This window comes from Pseudorhizobium tarimense (assembly GCF_022968135.1).
Classification (GTDB): Bacteria; Pseudomonadota; Alphaproteobacteria; order Rhizobiales; family Rhizobiaceae; genus Neorhizobium; species Neorhizobium tarimense.
The window spans coordinates 196,563-214,463 of record NZ_JALJRA010000002.1 but is presented as its reverse complement, the minus strand read 5'-3'; the positions used below and the strand labels follow the sequence as shown (position 1 = coordinate 214,463).

The window sequence follows — 17,901 nt, the reverse complement described above, 5'->3', positions numbered from 1 at the left end:
GGCAGGCTCGATGGACGGCGTAACAGTCATCGATCATCCGCTCGTGCAGCACAAGCTAACAATCATGCGCAAGAAGGAAACCTCGACGGCAGGCTTCAGGCGTCTCCTACGCGAGATCTCGACCCTGCTCTGCTACGAGGTGACCCGCGACCTCGAGATGACGATGGAGACCATCGAGACGCCGCTGCAGGAAATGCAGTCGCCGGTGCTGGAGGGCAAGAAGCTCGTGTTCGCCTCGATCCTGCGGGCGGGCAATGGACTGCTTGAAGGTATGCTCGAACTCGTGCCTTCGGCACGTGTCTCGCATATTGGCGTTTATCGCGACCACGACACGCTGCAGGCGGTGGAATACTTCTTCAAGGCCCCCGATGATATCGCCGAGCGCCTGATCATCGTCGTCGACCCGATGCTTGCCACGGGAAATTCGGCGATTGCCGCAATCGACAAGCTGAAGGAGCGGGGCGCGCACAACATCCGCTTCCTCTGCCTGCTGGCCGCACCCGAAGGCATCAAGAGCTTCCGCGACCACCATCCGGACGTGCCCGTCTACACCGCCTCCATCGACAGCCACCTGAACGAGAACGGCTATATCGTGCCAGGCCTCGGCGATGCAGGAGACCGCATGTACGGTACAAAGTAACCAGTTGGAGCGCCGGCCTCAGCCGATCCGCTTGAGGACGAGCGGCTGAGGCGCCGGCGGCTCATCTCTGATCGTGAAGCAGCGGCTGACGTTCTCGGCCATTGCCTCGCCCTCTGCCCGGTCGTTGGCATGGACGAAGGCGATCGGCTCGCCTCTCGATACTCTGCTACCAAGCGGCAGGATTTGGTTGATGCCAACCGCGCGGTCTATGTCATCGCTCGGCCGCTTGCGACCGCCGCCAATTTTCACCACGGCCAGACCTAGGTCCCGCGTGTCGCAGCCTGACAGCCAACCATCAGCCGCGGCTAGAACCGGCAAAACAACCGGTGCTTTACGCAGATGACGATCAGGGTTTTCTGCGAGATCGGGCGGGCCACCAAGCAACGAGACCATGCGAGAAAAACGCTCCATTGCCTTGCCGCTGTCCAAGGCAGCATGAGCACGCGCTGAAGCGTCCTGCTGATCTGCTGCCACGTCTGCCTGAAGCAGCATTTCTGCAGCCAGGGCCATGACCACATCATGCAGGCGCGTGTCCTTCTTTCGGCCGGAGAGAAATTCGAGGCAGTTGCGGATCTCCAGCGCATTACCGGCAGCATCCGCCAGAGGCTGGTTCATGTCCGTCAGAAGGGCGGTGGTGCGCGTTCCGGCACTATTGGCCACCTCCACCAGCGAACGCGCCAGAGCCTCCGCCTCCTCCACACTCTCCATAAAGGCACCGTTGCCGACCTTGACGTCCAGGACCAGGGTCTCAAGCCCGGCGGCGAGTTTCTTGGACAGGATGGATGCCGTGATCAGAGGCACCGATTCCACCGTCGCCGTGACGTCACGAATGGCATAGAGCCGCCGGTCCGCCGGCGCCAGATCGGCCGTCTGGCCGATGATGGCGCAGCCGGCCTCCGCCACCACACGGTGCAGCAGGTCCACATCCGGCATGACGTTGTAGCCGGGGATGGACTGCAGTTTATCGAGCGTCCCGCCGGTGTGTCCCAGGCCGCGTCCAGAGATCATCGGAACGGCGAGCCCGCAGGCAGCGACGATCGGGGCCAGCATCAGGGAGACGTTGTCGCCGACGCCACCGGTGGAGTGCTTGTCGGCGACCGGCCGTCCAAGGTCCGGCCACCGCATCACCTCGCCGCTGTCGCGCATGGCAAGCGTCAGGGCAACCGTTTCCTCGCGCGTCATGCCGCGGAAGAAGATCGCCATGACGAGTGATGCAGCCTGGCCTTCGGTGATCCCGTTGTCTGTCAAGCCCTGGATGAACCCGGTGATCTCCTCGCGCGAGAGTTCGAGGCCGTCCCGCTTTCGCCTGATGATCTCCTGCGGGATCATGACGATCAGTATCCTGTCGCCGCCCGCTGCGACGGCTGGCCGCTCAGTACAGCAAGGATATCGTCGAGAAGGCTCGATGCGCCGAAGCGGAATGTCGACGGCATGATCCAGTTGGGACCCATGATGGTTTCCGCCAGACGCAGATAAAGGTCTGCATCGGCAACCGTGCCGATGCCGCCAGCCGGCTTGAAGCCGACGGACTTTCTGGAATCACGGATGACGCGCAGCATAATGTCGGCGGCCTCCAGCGTGGCGTTGACGGCGACCTTGCCCGTCGAGGTTTTGATGAAGTCGGCACCGGCATCGATCGCGAGTTCGGATGCCCGACGAATATGCGCGCTGTCCCTCAACTCGCCGGTCTCAATGATGACCTTCAGGCCGGCCTGCGGGCAGGCTTGCCGCACCGTCTCGACCATCTGCGTCACCGCCGCTTCGTCGCCCTGGAGGAATGTCCTGTAGGGGATCACGAGATCTATTTCGTCCGCACCGTCGGCGATCGCACCGCGCGTTTCCTCAACCACCTCCGCCACCTCCATATTGCCGGAAGGAAAATTGACGACGGTCGCGATCCGGAGCGAGCTGCCGGACCCAAGGATCTTGCGGGCGTGGGCGACGAAGCGCGGCCAGATGCAGATGGCAGCTGCCGCGCCATAGGGGGTGGTTGCCCGTCGGCAGAGAAGCTCGATCGCTTCATTGTCGCAGTCATCTCGCAGGTTCGTGAGGTCGAGCAGCGATAGCGCAAGGCTTGCCGCCTCCCGCGGAGTATTGATCTCCATGGTGGATACCTCCTCGTTTTGATGTCTCATCATCGGTGCTGAAAGGACCTGACGCAAGCTCAAGCCTGACAAGAACCCTGCTGCCGCAGCCTTTGCCCGTCAGCATAGCTGATTCTGCTAGGCTTTCTCTGACAGCATTTCCTGAAGGATGACCGCCAGTCGCTTTCCGCCGACAGGCGCCACGTCCTTGGTTTCCTCGTGGCTGAGTTCGCCGCCCGTTATTCCGGCTGCATAATTGGTGATGACGGAGGCTGCCGCGACCCGCAGTCCAAAGTATCTCGCGAGGATCACTTCGGGGACGGTGGACATGCCGACGGCGTCTGCCCCCAGCGTCCGTGCCATGCGGATCTCGGCCGGCGTTTCGAAGCTTGGGCCGGAAAACCACATGTAGACACCGGAGAAGAGCGGAATGGCACTCCGGATTGCAGCATTGCGCATGTCCAGCGAAAGGCCTGCATCATAAGCGTTTGTCATGCCGACGAAGCGGCCATCGCCTTCCTCGCCGATTAGCGGGTTCATGCCGGAGTAGTTGATATGGTCGGTGATCTGCATCACCGATCCGGGCGGCATGTCTTCCCGGACGGAGCCGGCCGCATTGGTGAGGATCAGCGACTGGACGCCCAGCCCCTTCAGCACCTCGATCGGGAAGCGCATCGCCCGCGCGTCGCCCTTCTCGTAGTAATGCGCGCGGCCGGAAAGCATGATCATGGGTTCCCGGCCGAGGTATCCTGCCACCAATTCACCCGCGTGCCCGGTGACGCCGCTTGCGGGGAAGCCCGAGAGGTCGCGGTAGGAGATCCGGATGGGATCGCTCACGTTCTCGACTAATGTTCCCAGGCCGGAGCCGAGGATCACCGCGCAGCGCGGCATGAGGCCATTCAGGCTCTCGACGAGGAGATCGGCAACATCCTTCATCCGATGACATCCGTCTCGAAGGCATAGGGAAGAAGGTCACCCATGGTGAGCGTCCTCTGAACGCCCTGATCGTCGCACAGATAGATGCGCGTTGCGGCGGAGGCGAACTCGGCAATCTTCTGCCGGCATCCACCGCATGGGGTGCAAAGCGGCAGCTTATCGGCAATCACCGCAAGCTCCGCGATCTGGCGTCCGCCACCCATGATCATGGCACTGATGGCGCTCGGTTCCGCGCACCATCCTTGCGGAAAGGAGATGTTCTCAATGTTAGCACCGACATAGACCTGCCCGTCATCGGCACGAATGGCGGCGCCGACCGGGAACTTGGAATAGGGCGAATAGGATTTCTCCATCGCCGCGCGCGCTGCTTCGAAGAGGTCGTGGGACATGGGATCAGCGCTCCTTCACATAGGGCACGCCGCCGGCCTTGGGAGCGCGTGCGACGCCGATGAAACCGGCCAAGAGAACGCAGGTCAGTATATAGGGCAGCGCCTGGAAGATTTGCACCGGCACTTCGCCGATCAGAGGCACCGACTTGCCCTGCATGAAGTTGGCGACCGCATCGAGGAAGCCGAAGAGAAGGCAGGCGAACATCACCGGCACCGGCCGCCACTTTGCAAAGATGAGGGCCGCAAGCGCGATATATCCCTTGCCGGCCGACATGTTGTTGATGAAGGCCGCCGACTGCGCGATCGCAAGATAGGTTCCGGAAAAGCCGCAAAGGAACCCGGCCACGATGACGGCACGATAGCGCATCCACGCGACGGAGATGCCTGCGGTATCGACGGCACCCGGGTTTTCGCCGACCGCTCTCAGCCTCAAGCCGAAGCGGGTCCGGAAGAGCACCCACCAGGCAAGCGGCACCGCCATGAACGCCATGTAGGTGAGGATATTGTTGCCGGAGATGACATTGGCATAGAGCGGGCCGATGATCGGCACGTCGCGCATGGCATCGGCGCCAGGTAGGATGATGGGGGAGAACCGCCCCTCCCCCGACACTTGCGGGGTCCGTCCGCCCTGCCCGAACCAAGCCTGGCCAAGGACGACCGTTAGCCCTATTGCAACGAAGTTCAACGCCACGCCGGAGACGATCTGGTTGCCCCGGTTGGTGATCGACGCAAAGCCGTGGACCAGCGAGAAGAGGATCGACACGGCAATACCCGCGAGGAGGCCGAGCCAGGCCGACCCTGTGGCATAGGCCGCGACGGCAGATGCGAAGGCGGCGGCCAGCATCTTGCCTTCCAGACCGATGTCGAAAATGCCGGCACGCTCCGAAAACAAGCCGGCAAGGGCGGTGAACAGCAGCGGGATCGACAGACGGACGGTCGAGCCGAGGATGCTGACGAGGATGTCGAAGTTTTCCATCTGTCTCTCCTCAGCCTTTCGCGAACTGCTGATAGATCCGCACAACCGCGGGACGCAGCATATATTCCAGTGCGCCTGCGAACAGGATCACGAGCCCCTGGATGACGACGATCATGTCGCGGGTGATCGTCGGCATCTCGAACGAAAGATCCGCGCCGCCTTGATACAGGATCCCGAAGAGAAGGGCCGCCAGAATGATGCCGACGGGGTGACTGCGGCCCATCAGCGAGACGGCAATACCGACGAAGCCTGCCCCGGCAACGAACTCCACCTGCAGGCGGGCTGCCGCACCATTGACCGCGTTGAGCGCCATCATTCCCGCCAATCCACCCGAAATTAGCATCGCGATTATGACAATGCGGGCATAGGGCACGCCGGCATAGATGGCCGCCGACGGGCTGATGCCAAGCGTGCGCATTTCGTAGCCAAACTTGGTGCGCCAGATCAGCAGCCACACGAGATAGCACATCACCAGCGCGATCAGGAACGAGACGTTGAAGGGCGCCGGACCGAGCTTCAGTCCGAAGAGTGCCATCAGCCAGTCGAGCTTCGGCAACTGGCCACCCTCGAGGAAGGTGCGCGTTTCCGGCGCCATCTTGCCCGGCACGATGAAGACGTTGACCAAGAGGTAGACCATCAGCGCGGCGCCGATGAAGTTGAACATGATGGTGGTGATGACGATGTGGCTGCCACGCTTGGCCTGCAGCCAGGCGGGAATGAAAGCCCAGGCGGCACCGAAAATGGCGGCAGCGGTGATCGCGAACGGCATGGTCACGTACCAAGGCACGTAGTGATCCAGCGCCAGGGCGGCGAGCGCTGCACCAAGCCCGCCCACATAAGCTTGGCCTTCCGAGCCGATGTTGAACAAGCCGGCGTGGAAGGCGACGGCCACGGACAGGCCCGTGAAGATGAAGCTCGTGGTGTAGAAAAGGGTGAAGCCGATTGCGTCGCCGCGGCCAAGCGATCCCTGGATCAGGAACTTCAGCGCCTCGAGCGGGCTTTCGCCGATCCACCAGACGACGAGGCCGGAGAAAAAGAAGGCGAGAAGCAGGTTCAGCAGCGGGATCAGGCCATAGCTGATCCAGTTGGGCAGAGGCACGGATGCAGTTGTCATGAAAGCCTCACGCCGCGATGCCGGCCATCATCAGGCCGAGGGTCTGCTCGCCAGCTTCGCTGGTCTTCTCGCCGACGATCTTGCCGGCAAACATCACCAGGATACGATCGGAAAGGGAGCGGATCTCGTCCAGTTCCACGGAAACTAGGAGCACCGCCTTGCCCGCGTCACGCCTCTCGATGATCCGGCGGTGGATGAATTCAATAGCACCGACATCGACGCCACGGGTGGGCTGGCCAACGATCAGAAGCTTCGGGTCACGTTCGATTTCGCGAGCAACGACGATCTTCTGCTGGTTGCCGCCTGAAAAGTTCGCCGTCTTTAACCTCGGGTTCGGCGGGCGAATATCATATTTGGCGATCTTGTCCTCGGCGTCCTTACGAATGGCCTCAAGGTCCAGGAAGGCGCCCCGTCCGTACCGCTGGTCGCGGTGATAACCGAGGATCGAGTTCTCGTATTCCTCGAACTTGAGCACGAGGCCCATGTGGTGCCGATCTTCCGGGATGTGAGCAAGCCCCAGTTCGCGACGTCGTGCGGCATCGAGTTCCGCCACCGGCTGACCGTCGATAAGGATTTCACCGGACGAAGGCTTGCGGATGCCGGCGATCGCTTCCAGCAGTTCCGACTGCCCGTTTCCGGCGACCCCCGCGATGCCGACGATCTCCCCCGCACGAACGTCAAAGGAGACATTGTCGACCATCTTGAGGCCGCGGCTGTCCTTGACGGTGAGGTTCTTCACCGACAGCAGCACCGGACCGGGCTTCGCCTCACCCTTCTCCACATGCAGAAGCACGCGCCGGCCGACCATCAGCTCGGCCAGCTCCTCGACCGTCGTCTCCGCCGTCGCTCGCGTGGCGACCATTTCGCCCCGCCGCATCACGGAAACCGTGTCGGTGATCGCCATGATCTCGCGCAGCTTGTGGGTGATCAGGAGGATCGTCTTGCCCTGCTCGCGAAGCACGCGCAGGACGTTGAAGAGATGATCGGCTTCCGCCGGCGTCAGCACGCCCGTCGGCTCGTCGAGGATGAGGATATCCGCGCCGCGATAAAGCGCCTTCAGGATTTCGACACGCTGTTGCGCACCGACCGGCAGCTCCTCGACGATCGCATCGAGGTCGACCTCCAGCCCGTAATCCTTCTGCAGGCGCTTGAGCTCTTCGCGCGCGCGCGCGGCATCGCGACCGAGCAAGGCGCCGCCTTCGACGCCGAGCACGACGTTCTCCAGCACAGTGAAGTTTTCCACCAACATGAAGTGCTGGTGGACCATTCCGATGCCTGAAGAGATGGCGGTCTGACTGTCACGGATGACGATGGGCTTGCCGTTGATCCGGATCTGCCCCTGGTCTGCTTGGTAAAAGCCGTAGATGATCGACATCAGCGTCGACTTACCAGCCCCGTTCTCGCCGATGATCCCGTGAATGGAGCCTCTGGCGACCGTCAGGTTGATGTTCTTGTTGGCGTGTACCGGCCCGAACTTCTTGTCTATCCCGACAAGCTCGATCGCCGGCGCTGGTGAAGGGTCGAGGCTCAATCGTCCGCCTTTCAGATTCGGGCATGAAGAGGGCGCATGCGGATCTCAAACCGCATGCGCCCTCCGTGTTCTTAGTTCGGGCAGGAATTGTCCGACATGTAGTCGTGGACCTTGACGGTGCCGGCGATGATGTCAGCCTTTGCCTTGTCGGCAGCGGCCTGCATCTCCGGCGTGATCAGTTCCTTGTTGTTCTCGTCGACAGCGTAGGTCACGCCATCCTGCTCGACACCGAGCGACTGGACTCCGGAGGTGAAGGCATCGCCTTGGGTGTCCTTGAAGGCGTTGTAGACGGCAAGATCGACGCGCTTGACCATCGAGGTCAGCACCTTGCCCGGATGGAGGTGGTTCTGGTTTGAATCCACACCGATTCCGAGCTTGTCGTTGTCAGCCGCCGTCTGGAGAACGCCGAGGCCGCTTGCCCCCGCTGCCGCGTAGATGACGTCGGCGCCCTGGTCGATCTGGTTCTTTGTCAATTCGCCGGCACGAACCGGATCATTCCAGGCCGCACCCGTGGTGCCGACCATGTTCTGGAAGACCTCCGCATCCGGATTTGCGGCCTTGACGCCCTGGACGTAGCCGCAGCCGAACTTGCGGATCAGCGGAATGTCCATGCCACCGACGAAGCCGACCTTGCCGGTCTCGGATGCCATGCCCGCGAGCAGGCCAACGAGATAGGAGCCTTCTTCTTCCTTGTAGACGACAGAACGGACGTTCGGCAGATCGACCACGGCATCCACGATAACGAACTTGGTGTCAGGGAACTCGGCCGCAACCTTCTCCATGGCCGAGGTCCAGGCGAAGGAGACGGCAACGACCGGGTTAAAGCCCCGGCTTGCGAAGTTGCGGATTGCCTGCTCGCCCTGCGTGTCGCTGGTCGGCTCGAAATCCCGGTACTCGACCCCCGTTTCTTCCTTGAACTTTTCGGCGCCGCCATAGGCTGCCTCGTTGAAGGACTTGTCGAACTTGCCGCCGGTCCCATAGACCAGCGCCGGCTTGATTTCAGCTGCGAGCGCGGTCGCCGACATTGCGGCCATTGTCATGAGGGTCAAAAGGGTTTTCTTCATCATTCAGCCCTGTTTTTTTGTGTTGATAGCTGGGTCTTCCCGCATCTTCGCAACAGCGCGTGCCTGCGGCGACCGATCCTCCCCGTAAGAGACCGGCTTCGGCACTTTTGCATGTGCAGGCGAAAAATTCACCCGATTTTTTGCTCTTGGTAAATATCCGAAGCTTGCGGTCGAGCCTGCACAAAAAATGCCGCAGATCGATGAAATCCGCGGCATGAAGATGTGCGCTTGCCTCAAAATCACCCGACGGGGCAACTGACGCCGGTGCCTTTCAAGCCGCAATAGCCGCCGGGGTTCTTCGCCAGATACTGCTGGTGGTAGTCCTCGGCATAGTAGAAGACGTCGATCGGAGCGATATCGGTTGTAATCTTGCTCTTGCGACCGGCAGAGGCCATCGCATCCTGGAAGGCCTCAAGCGCCTCGCGCGCCTCCACCGCCTGCTCCTCGCTGGTGGTGTAGATTGCGGAGCGGTAGGTGGTGCCGATGTCATTGCCTTGGCGCATACCCTGTGTCGGGTCATGCTCTTCGAAGAAGGTCCTCAGCAGTTCGCGGTAGGAAACCACCGCCGGATCGAAAACCACCTTCACGATTTCCGCGTGGCCGGTGAGTCCCGTCGTGGTTTCCTGATAGGTCGGGTTGGGGGTGATGCCCCCGGCATACCCGACTGCGGTCACATAGACCCCCGGGATCTTCCAAAACAGCCGCTCGGCGCCCCAGAAGCACCCCATCCCAAGATAGGCGACCTGAAGCCCCTCGGGATAAGGTCCCTTCAATGCCCGGCCGTTGACGAAGTGCATTTCCGACGTCGGGATGGGATCCGGTCTGCCCGGCAGTGCCGTCTCCGACGTCGGCATGGCCGTCTTCTTGTTGAACATGTCAATGACAAACATCGCAAACCTCCTAGCGCGGTGGTGACTGGCCTCGGCGGATGGCACCATGCCTGCGGATCAGGCCGAGAATCGCCCGGCGAAACGGGGTCGGCGATAGCCCATCATCCAGAACAGCAAGGACAGCACGAGAAACACAGCGAAGGCTGGCTGCGCCAAGAGCGGCGCTACGGCCCATCGCCAAACATCGGGGTGGATATAGTTACGCACAGCCTCCTCCGCCAGGGTGAGGCTGACGACGTCCAGGTTCTGCCAGTGATTTCCGAGCGACGTCATAACGACGGAAGAGGATGAGACCGATTCGATAGAATCGAGGGTACCTGCCATGATCGCCAGCAGCAGGCAAAGTAGACTGAGGAAGTGAAGGAAAGTGCGGATCAAGGGCGCAGGCTCCGGGGTCTTGGCGGACGAAAACAAGGAGCGCCCGCCGTTCTTCAGCGATATCGCGTGGCGCAAACGCGCGCAACGAATGCAGCATCTCACAGGACGAAGCAATTTTGCGAGAAATTCCGGTTGATCCGGAGGCGAACCTCGTTATATATCGCGCCCGACCGCTGCTTTGCGCTTGTGCAGGCAGCCCTTACTCTTCAAGGACAGGTGGCCGAGTGGTTGAAGGCGCACGCCTGGAACGCGTGTATACGTGAAAGCGTATCGAGGGTTCGAATCCCTCTCTGTCCGCCACTTCCCCTCTTTTCATCGACCTGCTGCGCCAGCATTGGGTCTCCAGTTGCAAGCCAGTCTATGCGATGCATAGTCCGTGCAGGTGGTGATTCGGCAGAAGGTGGCGAAACTGCCGGCCATTCAATCGGCGGGCATCGGCAGTACTTCCCATCTTGCTGCATTGCACTTGAAGTACATCCGATTTCATATAAGCCTTGCTTCCGGGTGAAACATAGATGCGCGGGGCAGTATAGAGAAAAATCGCGCTCATTATCGGCATTACCGGCCAGGACGGCTCGTATCTCGCCGAATTTCTTCTGAAGAAGGGCTACGAAGTTCACGGCATCAAGCGCCGGACCTCGCTTTTCAATTCGGACCGGATCGATCATCTTTATCGAGACCCGCATGAGAAGAACCGTAAGCTGGTGCTGCACTACGGTGACATGACCGACTCGTCCAGCCTAGTGCGCGTCATTCAGCAGGGGCGGCCGGACGAGATCTACAATCTTGCCGCCCAGTCGCATGTGGCCGTCTCGTTCGAGGAGCCTGAATACACGGCCAATTCCGATGCCCTTGGCGCCCTGCGCATCCTGGAAGCCATCCGCATCCTTGGGCTGGAGAAGAAGTCGAAGTTCTATCAGGCTTCAACTTCGGAGCTTTATGGCCTGGTGCAAGAGATCCCGCAGCGGGAGACGACACCTTTCTATCCGCGCTCGCCCTATGCGGTTGCTAAGCTCTATGCCTACTGGATCACCGTGAATTACCGCGAAGCTTTGGCATGTATGCCTGCAACGGCATTCTCTTCAACCACGAGAGCCCGGTGCGCGGCGAGACCTTCGTGACGCGCAAGATCACCCAGGCGCTTGCCCGCATTAAGCTCGGCCTGCAGGACTGCCTTTATCTCGGCAACATGGACGCCAGGCGCGACTGGGGCCATGCCAAAGACTACGTCGAGATGCAGTGGCTGATGCTGCAGCAGGAGGTGCGGAAGAATTCGTGATCGCCACCGGCGTTCAATACAGCGTGCGCGAGTTCGTCACAGCGCGCGCGAGCTCGTCGATGCCGCAGCCCAGGAGATCGGCCAACCGATCACCTGGAAGGGAGAAGGCGTCGACGAGAAGGGCTATAACGACAAGGGCCGCTGCATCGTCGCCGTCGACCCGCGCTAGTTCCGCCCGACGGAGGTGGAGACGCTGCTTGGCGACCCGGCCAAGGCCAAGCAGAAGCTCGGCTGGGAACCGAAGATCACCTTCAAGGAACTGGTGGCCGAAATGATGCGTGAGGACCTGAAGTCGGCCGAACGCGACGAACTCGTCAAGCGCCACGGCTTCTCCGCTTACGATTATCTCGAGTAGTCCATGGACAAGAACGCCAAGATCTATGTTGCCGGCCACCGTGGGATGGTGGGTTCGGCGATCGTGCGCAGGCTTGGCGAAGGGGCTATGCCAACGTCGTGACCCGCACCCATGCCGCGCTGGATCTCGCCAACCAGCAGGCGGCGGCGGAGTTCCTGGCGAAGGAGCGGCCGGATTACGTCTTCATGGCGGCCGCAAAAGTGGGCGGCACCCACGCCAACAATGTCTACCGCGCGGAATTCCTCTATCAGAACCTGATGATCGAGGCGAATGTGGTGCATGCCGCGTGGCAGGCAGGCGTCAACCGCATGCTGTTTCTCGGCTCCAGCTGCATCTATCCGCGCGACTGCCCGCAGCCGAACCGCGAGGACTATCTGCTGACCGGACCGCTGGAGCAGACCAACGAGCCCTATGCGATCGCCAAGATCGCCGCGTCAAACTCTGCGAGAGCTACAACCGGCAAATACGGCACGCAATATGTGTCTGCCATGCCGACCAATCTCTATGGCCCGAACGACAATTACGACCTTGCCAACAGCCATGTGCTGCCGGCGCTGATCCGCAAGACGCACGAGGCAAAGCTTCGCGGTGACCGGGAACTCGTCATATTGGGTCGGGCAAGCCAATGGGCGAGTTCCTCTATGTTGACGACATGGCGGATGCCTGCGTCTTCCTGGTGGAAAACGGCGTCGCGGAAGGTCTCTTCAACATCGGCACCGGCGAGGACGTGACGATCCGCGAGCTCGCCGAGACGGTGATGGACGTTGTGGGCTTTCAGGGCGAGATCGTCTACGACAGCGACAAGCCCGACGGCACCCCGCGCAAGCTTCTCAGCGTCGACAGAATGAAGGCGCTCGGCTGGTCCGCCAGCACCGGCCTGCGCGAGGGCATCGTCAAGGCTTATGCGAATTTCCGGCAGCGGTACCACAAAGACTCCATACGTGCAGGCCGCTAGGCCCGCGCAAGGCTGATCTGCAACTCCTGTTAGGGCCAAATGTTAGGCCCCGAAGGAGAAGATGACCTTGTCTCACGAACGCGAACACTCTGATTTCATCTCTGAGCAGACGCTTGCCCTGTTCCTCGAAGACAACGGCATCGAGGCGCTGACGGATATCCTCGTCCAATCGCTGGAGGAAACTCTCAGCATCCTGCGCGACGAATACGTCTTCGATACAGTTCACTGAATCAAGAACTCTTCAGCCCTTCCTTATGCTCTCCGAAGGTAACTGGATTTAATCAAGGGTTACCGACGAAAGGGAACAGGTTTCCTGTTTGGGTGTTCTTCTGCGCGGAAGGGCACAAAAAAAGGAGAAACCTGATGAAGAACGTTATCCTCGCTTCCTGCGCTATTCTTGCAGCATCTTTTGCGACGGGCGCATCCGCTCAGGAAGGCACCGCAAGCGGTGCGGCCGGCGGTGCAGTCACCGGCGCAATTGTCGGTGGCCCGGTTGGCGCAGCTGTCGGCGGCATCGCCGGCGCGGCTCTCGGTACGGCAATCGACCCGCCGCCGCAGGAAGTCGTCACCTATGTTCAGGAACAGCCGGTCCCGGCTACTCCCGTAGTTGTCGAGCACCAGATCGAAGTCGGCAAGCCGCTTCCCGAAACGGTCGTCCTGACACCGGTTCCAGAACACAACAACTATTCCTATGCCGTGGTGAACGAGCATCGGGTGATTGTCGATCCGCAGACCCGGACGGTTGTTCAGGTCATTCAGTAACTTGAACTAGAGTAACCGAACGTAGAGGCTCCGCTGGTGCGGAGCCTCTTTTTCGTTCAAACGACCACGGCCTGCTCAACCCTGTCTTGCGTCCCGAAAAAGCGGAGATAACGCTCCACCTCCTCCGGTTCGCCAGTTGCCTTGCGCGGGTTATCGGAGAGCTTCACTGCAGGGCGGCCATTCGCTTCGCTTACCTTGCAGACAAGCGAGATCGGCTTCAGGCTTTCCACATGCTGGGGCGCACAGCCTGCAAAATCGTTGGTGAGGTTGGTGCCCCAGCCGAAGCTCATGCGAACCCGGCCTTCGAAGTGGCGGTAGGTGTCGATGATGGCGTCGACATCCAATCCATCTGAAAAGATGAGGAGCTTGCCTCTCGGGTCGCGACCCATCTTCCGCCACCAGTCGATGATTTTTTCGCCGCCTTCGATGGGCGGGGCGCTGTCGGGACGGAAGCCTGTCCAATCCGCCACCCATTCCGGCGCATCGTGCAGGAAGGCACTTGTCCCGAACGCGTCCGGCAAGACGATCAGCAGGTTACCGCCATAGAGTGTGTTCCAGTCTTTGAGAACCTTGTAGGGCGCAGCCCGGAGCTCGTCATCATTGTTTGCCAGTGCGGCAACCACCATCGGCAGCTCGTGCGCATTGGTGCCGACCGCTTCAAGGTCAGAGTCCATCGCAAGAAGCACGTTGCTCGTCCCGGTGAAGGCCGGGCCGATGCCTTCCTTCAGCGCCTCAACGCACCAGCGCTGCCAGAGAAAGCTGTGACGTCGACGCGTGCCGAAATCGGAGACTCGCAGCCCCTGGAGGGTTCGCAGCCGCTCGACCTTCTCCCACATCTTGGCCTTTGCCCGCGCGTAGAGGACGTCAAGCGTGAACTGGCCCATGTGGCGCATGGCGGCGCGGGAGCGCAGTTCGTTGATGATGGCGAGCGCTGGGATTTCCCACATCGTCGTTTCCATCCACCGGCCGTGGAAGTGCAGCTCATACTGCCCATCGCGACGCGACAGCTCGTATTCCGGCAGTTGGTATGTCGCCAGCCAGTTCAAGAATTCGGGCTCGAAGATCTGTTTGCGGCCATAGAAGGTGTTACCGGCAAGCCAGATCATCTCCTTCTTCGTCAGATGGAGGCTGCGCGCGTGGTTGAGCTGCTCGCGCAACTCGTGCTCGTCGATTTCATCCGCCAGACGCACGGTCGTGGTGCGATTGATCAGCGAGAAGGTCGCGTCCACGGTCGGGTAGAGCTTCCAGATCATCTGCAGCATCAACAACTTGTAGAAGTCTGTGTCGATAAGGCTGCGGATAATCGGATCGAGTTTCCAGGTGTGGTTATAGACCCGGCTCGCGATATCGGTCTTGGTCATGCTGCCCGCCCCGGTCCTCCCCGGGACCACTCCGCCTGTTCAGCTCCGTGCGAAGGCAACCGCCAGCAGCCTCCGACCGAGAGACTTAGGAAAATTCTCTCCTCAAGTCCACATACAATCAGCCGCGCCATCGGCGCGGCTGGAGGATCGAGAAGGCTGTCGAAGCTTAGTCGGCCGTGGCGCCACCGACGAGCGGCGCGCGCGTCGGGGCGTCGGCGGGGTCGGCGGTCGGCTGGGCTTCTTGATTTGCGGGCGTCGTATCGCCAGCCGGCGGTGTGGCGGTCTGCTCTACCGGGGGCTCGGTCGCCTCACCCCAGATCTCTGCGACCCCCCAGGCGATCCCCAGGAGAACGAGGGCGGCGATGAGCACCTTGAGGACCGGGAAACCGGCCCGGCCCTGACGCGCTTCTGTTCCGCTCATCGGCTGGCCGGGGCCTGGGCCCGTCCTGTCGGTGCTTTTGGTGCCGCCGCGGGGTTCGTTCGGATCGAAACGAGTGTTCATCTGATATCGCTCCTCTGCACGGCCGTCATCGGCCGGAAAACTTGCAAGAGAAACGATTGGCGGGTCGTCAGGTTCCAGCAGCCTTCAATAGCCGGCCTTTCGATCCACGAGATGCTCCAGGCGCTTGCCATCCTCGAAGTGGCCAATCTGCCGCTCGACATGGCGGAAGAGTGCCCGGACATCTGAGGCAGATGCCGCGTGCGGCGTGATCACCACATTCTCCATACCCCAGAATGAACTTCCTTCCGGCAGAGGCTCGACTGAAAAGACGTCGAGTGATGCGCCGCGTAGAGTGCCGTCCTGCAAGGCCGCCAGAAGGTCAGCCTCCACCTGACTGCCGCCGCGGCCGGCATTGACGAAGACGGGACCTCCCAGTGCGCCTTCTTGTCGAAGGCTGGCAAACACGTGACGATCGAAGATCCCGCGCGTGTCGTCCGTGAGCGGCAATAGGCCGACAAGTATGTCGCACTCACCCAGAAAATCGGGCAAGCCGCTTGCGTCGAAGGTGCGGATTCCATCGAGATCTTTCCTCGTACGCGACCAGCCAAGCACGTTGAAGCCCATCATCTTGAGCTTAACCGCCGCATCCCGCCCCAGTACGCCGAGTCCCATGATGCCGACGGTGACGTCCTTTGCTTCCGGCTGCGCCAGTTCACGCCAATGATGATTTCGCTGTTGCTTCAGATAGACAGGCATCTGGCGCAGATGGCTCAGACATTGCAGCACCACCCATTCACTCATGCGCGTGGTGAGGCTTTCGTCGACGAAGCGGACGATCGGCAGATCCGGGAGATCGGGCATCGCCAGGAAGTGGTCGACACCGGCGCCTCCGGAGAAAAGGACCTTCAGGTTCGGCGCTCGCCGGAAGAGGTTCGGATCCGGCTTCCACGCGACGAGGTAAGCAGCGTGGGAAAGATCCTGGTCCTTGTCCGCCGCCTGCAGGACAGCGCGGCCAGGGAAAGCCTTCTCCAGTGCCGCCTCGATCTCCCGGCGCTCGAACTTCAGGTCAACGACGACGGCACCTGGAGAAGACGGCATCACAATTTCCTTCGCTTACTGGCTGACGGCGGCGGTATCGACGGCTTCAAGATTGAAGGCAGCCGCCATCAGCGCCTTCGTATAATCCTTCTCCGGTGCCTGGAAGATGCGCTCAGCCGGACCCTCCTCGACCACCTTTCCGGCGCGCATGACGATCACGTGGTTGGCGAGCGCCTTCACCACCTTCAGGTCGTGACTGATGAAGAGGTAGGCGAGATCGTGCTTCTTCTGCAGGTCGCGCAGCAGGTCGACGACCTGCGCTTGCACTGTCATGTCGAGCGCCGAGGTTGGCTCGTCGAGCATGACGAAGCGCGGCTTCAGCACCATGGCGCGGGCGATGGCGATGCGCTGGCGCTGGCCGCCGGAAAACTCGTGCGGATAACGCCAGCGCGTTTCCGGATCGAGACCCACCTCTGTCAGAGCCCAGCGGACGCGCTCATCCCGCTCGTCGGCGGAAAGTGCCGGCTCATGGACCTTCAGCCCTTCGGCGATGATCTCTCCCACCGACATGCGCGGGCTGAGTGACCCATAGGGATCCTGGAAGACGACCTGCAGGCGGTCGCGCAGCGGGCGCATCTGGGTGAAGGAGAAGTTGGCGATGTTGTTGCCGATAAAGGCGATCCGGCCTTCGGAGGAGATCAATCGGGCGAGCGCGAGACCGAGTGTCGTCTTGCCCGAACCGGACTCGCCCACGACGCCCAACGTCTCCCCTGCCCTCAGCGACAGGCTAACGCCGTCGACCGCCTTCACATGATCGACGACCTTGCGGAGGAACCCCGCCTTGATCGGGAACCAGACCCGGATGTCTTCGCCTTCCATCACAACCGGCTTGGCAGGATCGGCAAGCGGCGGCTCGCCCCTAGGCTCGGATGCCAGCAGATGGCGGGTATAGGGGTGCTGCGGGTTGACGAAGACGCTTTCCACGTCGCCGCTTTCAACGATCTTGCCCTTCGTCATGACGCAGACGCGATCAGCGAACTTGCGCACGATGCCGAGGTCGTGGGTTATGAAGAGCATGGACATGCCGTGCTCGCCCTTGAGCCTGCGCAGCAGCTCGAGGATCTGCGCCTGGACCGTGACGTCGAGCGCGGTCGTCGGTTCGTCGGCGATCAAAAGCTTTGGCCGGTTAGCGAGTGCCATGGCAATCATCACGCGCTGCCGCTGGCCGCCTGACAGCTGGTGCGGGTAAGCCTGGAGACGCTTTTCCGGCTCACGGATGCCGACCTGGTTCAAGAGTCCGAGGATGCGGCTACGCGCTGCCTGACCCGTGATCCCCTGGTGCAGATCGAGGATTTCGCCGATCTGCTTTTCGATGGTGTGAAGCGGATTGAGCGACGTCATCGGCTCCTGGAAGATCATCGTGATCTGGTTGCCGCGTACCTGCCGCAGCGCCTGCTCCGGGGCCTTCAGGAGGTCGTGGCCGCCGAACAGGATTTCGCCCGACGGATGGCTAGCGGACGGATAAGGCAGAAGCCTCAGCATCGAGTTTGCGGTGACGGATTTGCCGGAGCCGGACTCCCCCACCAGCGCCACGACCTCGCCAGGCTTGATATCAAATGACACGCGGTCGACGGCAAGAGACGTTGTCCCACCTTGGTGGAAGGCGACGGACAAATCACGAACGGAAAGAAGCGGCTCTGTCATGGC

General features: G+C 61.3%; 17 protein-coding genes, 1 tRNA gene and 2 pseudogenes. 6 read left to right on the top strand and 14 right to left on the bottom strand.

What is annotated here, in order from left to right; genetic code table 11:
* Positions 1–10 precede the first annotated feature (10 nt).
* Positions 11–640 (top strand): uracil phosphoribosyltransferase, encoded by a 630-nt coding sequence (upp, locus tag MUU54_RS03380; protein WP_247242626.1) that lies wholly within the window; start codon positions 11–13, stop codon positions 638–640.
* Positions 641–658: 18 nt separating this feature from the next.
* On the opposite strand, the gene deoA is transcribed toward upp, so the two are convergent.
* The 10 genes from deoA to MUU54_RS03330 all read right to left on the bottom strand — a co-directional run bounded on the left by deoA (position 659) and on the right by MUU54_RS03330 (position 10,002).
* Positions 659–1,975 (bottom strand): thymidine phosphorylase, encoded by a 1,317-nt coding sequence (gene deoA / locus MUU54_RS03375; RefSeq protein ID WP_247242728.1) that lies wholly within the window; start codon positions 1,973–1,975, stop codon positions 659–661.
* Complete coding sequence (deoC, locus tag MUU54_RS03370) at positions 1,975–2,745, bottom strand: deoxyribose-phosphate aldolase (RefSeq protein ID WP_247242625.1); 771 nt, start codon at positions 2,743–2,745, stop codon at positions 1,975–1,977. Before deoC ends, deoA begins: the two co-directional genes overlap by 1 nt.
* A gap of 117 nt (positions 2,746–2,862) precedes the next feature.
* A complete protein-coding gene (locus MUU54_RS03365; protein ID WP_247242624.1) occupies positions 2,863–3,660 on the bottom strand; it encodes a purine-nucleoside phosphorylase in 798 nt (265 codons plus the stop codon).
* Positions 3,657–4,049: a cytidine deaminase gene (locus MUU54_RS03360; RefSeq protein WP_247242623.1), complete on the bottom strand. Its 393-nt coding sequence runs from the start codon at positions 4,047–4,049 to the stop codon at positions 3,657–3,659. The genes MUU54_RS03365 and MUU54_RS03360 overlap by 4 nt, the downstream gene beginning before the upstream one ends.
* 4 nt (positions 4,050–4,053) lie before the next feature.
* Complete coding sequence (locus MUU54_RS03355; protein ID WP_247242622.1) at positions 4,054–5,025, bottom strand: ABC transporter permease; 972 nt, start codon at positions 5,023–5,025, stop codon at positions 4,054–4,056.
* 10 nt (positions 5,026–5,035) lie between these two features.
* A complete protein-coding gene (locus MUU54_RS03350) occupies positions 5,036–6,139 on the bottom strand; it encodes an ABC transporter permease (RefSeq protein ID WP_247242621.1) in 1,104 nt (367 codons plus the stop codon).
* Between the two features lie 7 nt (positions 6,140–6,146).
* Complete coding sequence (locus tag MUU54_RS03345; protein ID WP_247242620.1) at positions 6,147–7,670, bottom strand: ABC transporter ATP-binding protein; 1,524 nt, start codon at positions 7,668–7,670, stop codon at positions 6,147–6,149.
* Positions 7,671–7,741: 71 nt separating this feature from the next.
* A complete protein-coding gene (locus MUU54_RS03340; protein WP_247242727.1) occupies positions 7,742–8,734 on the bottom strand; it encodes a BMP family lipoprotein in 993 nt (330 codons plus the stop codon).
* Between the two features lie 239 nt (positions 8,735–8,973).
* Entirely contained in the window at positions 8,974–9,624 is a 651-nt protein-coding gene (gene msrA, locus MUU54_RS03335) for a peptide-methionine (S)-S-oxide reductase MsrA (RefSeq protein ID WP_247242619.1), read from the bottom strand.
* Between the two features lie 57 nt (positions 9,625–9,681).
* A complete protein-coding gene (locus MUU54_RS03330; protein WP_247242618.1) occupies positions 9,682–10,002 on the bottom strand; it encodes a hypothetical protein in 321 nt (106 codons plus the stop codon).
* A gap of 210 nt (positions 10,003–10,212) precedes the next feature.
* On the opposite strand from MUU54_RS03330, the gene MUU54_RS03325 reads away from it, so the two are divergent.
* The 5 genes and pseudogenes from MUU54_RS03325 to MUU54_RS03305 all read left to right on the top strand — a co-directional run bounded on the left by MUU54_RS03325 (position 10,213) and on the right by MUU54_RS03305 (position 13,353).
* Positions 10,213–10,302: transfer RNA gene (locus MUU54_RS03325), tRNA-Ser, on the top strand.
* A gap of 239 nt (positions 10,303–10,541) precedes the next feature.
* A pseudogene (gene gmd, locus MUU54_RS03320) lies at positions 10,542–11,636 on the top strand (GDP-mannose 4,6-dehydratase).
* Positions 11,637–11,734: 98 nt separating this feature from the next.
* Positions 11,735–12,591, top strand: a pseudogene (locus MUU54_RS03315) (GDP-L-fucose synthase family protein).
* A 61-nt stretch (positions 12,592–12,652) separates the two neighbouring features.
* Positions 12,653–12,820 carry a hypothetical protein gene (locus MUU54_RS03310; RefSeq protein WP_247242617.1) on the top strand — a complete coding sequence of 56 codons (168 nt, stop codon included), beginning with the start codon at positions 12,653–12,655 and terminating at the stop codon, positions 12,818–12,820.
* Between the two features lie 134 nt (positions 12,821–12,954).
* The gene (locus tag MUU54_RS03305; protein WP_247242616.1) at positions 12,955–13,353 is read left to right on the top strand and encodes a DUF1236 domain-containing protein; all 399 of its coding nucleotides are present in this window, start codon (positions 12,955–12,957) and stop codon (positions 13,351–13,353) included.
* Positions 13,354–13,409: 56 nt separating this feature from the next.
* Here the strand turns inward: MUU54_RS03305 and pncB are convergent, their stop codons facing one another.
* The 4 genes from pncB to MUU54_RS03285 form a co-directional block, all read right to left on the bottom strand.
* Positions 13,410–14,714 (bottom strand): nicotinate phosphoribosyltransferase, encoded by a 1,305-nt coding sequence (gene pncB / locus MUU54_RS03300; RefSeq protein ID WP_247242615.1) that lies wholly within the window; start codon positions 14,712–14,714, stop codon positions 13,410–13,412.
* Positions 14,715–14,880: 166 nt separating this feature from the next.
* Positions 14,881–15,216 (bottom strand): hypothetical protein, encoded by a 336-nt coding sequence (locus tag MUU54_RS03295; RefSeq protein ID WP_247242614.1) that lies wholly within the window; start codon positions 15,214–15,216, stop codon positions 14,881–14,883.
* An 84-nt stretch (positions 15,217–15,300) separates the two neighbouring features.
* Positions 15,301–16,254: a 2-hydroxyacid dehydrogenase gene (locus MUU54_RS03290; protein WP_247242613.1), complete on the bottom strand. Its 954-nt coding sequence runs from the start codon at positions 16,252–16,254 to the stop codon at positions 15,301–15,303.
* A 15-nt stretch (positions 16,255–16,269) separates the two neighbouring features.
* Positions 16,270–17,898 (bottom strand): ABC transporter ATP-binding protein, encoded by a 1,629-nt coding sequence (locus MUU54_RS03285; RefSeq protein ID WP_247242612.1) that lies wholly within the window; start codon positions 17,896–17,898, stop codon positions 16,270–16,272.
* Positions 17,899–17,901: the final 3 nt, after the last annotated feature.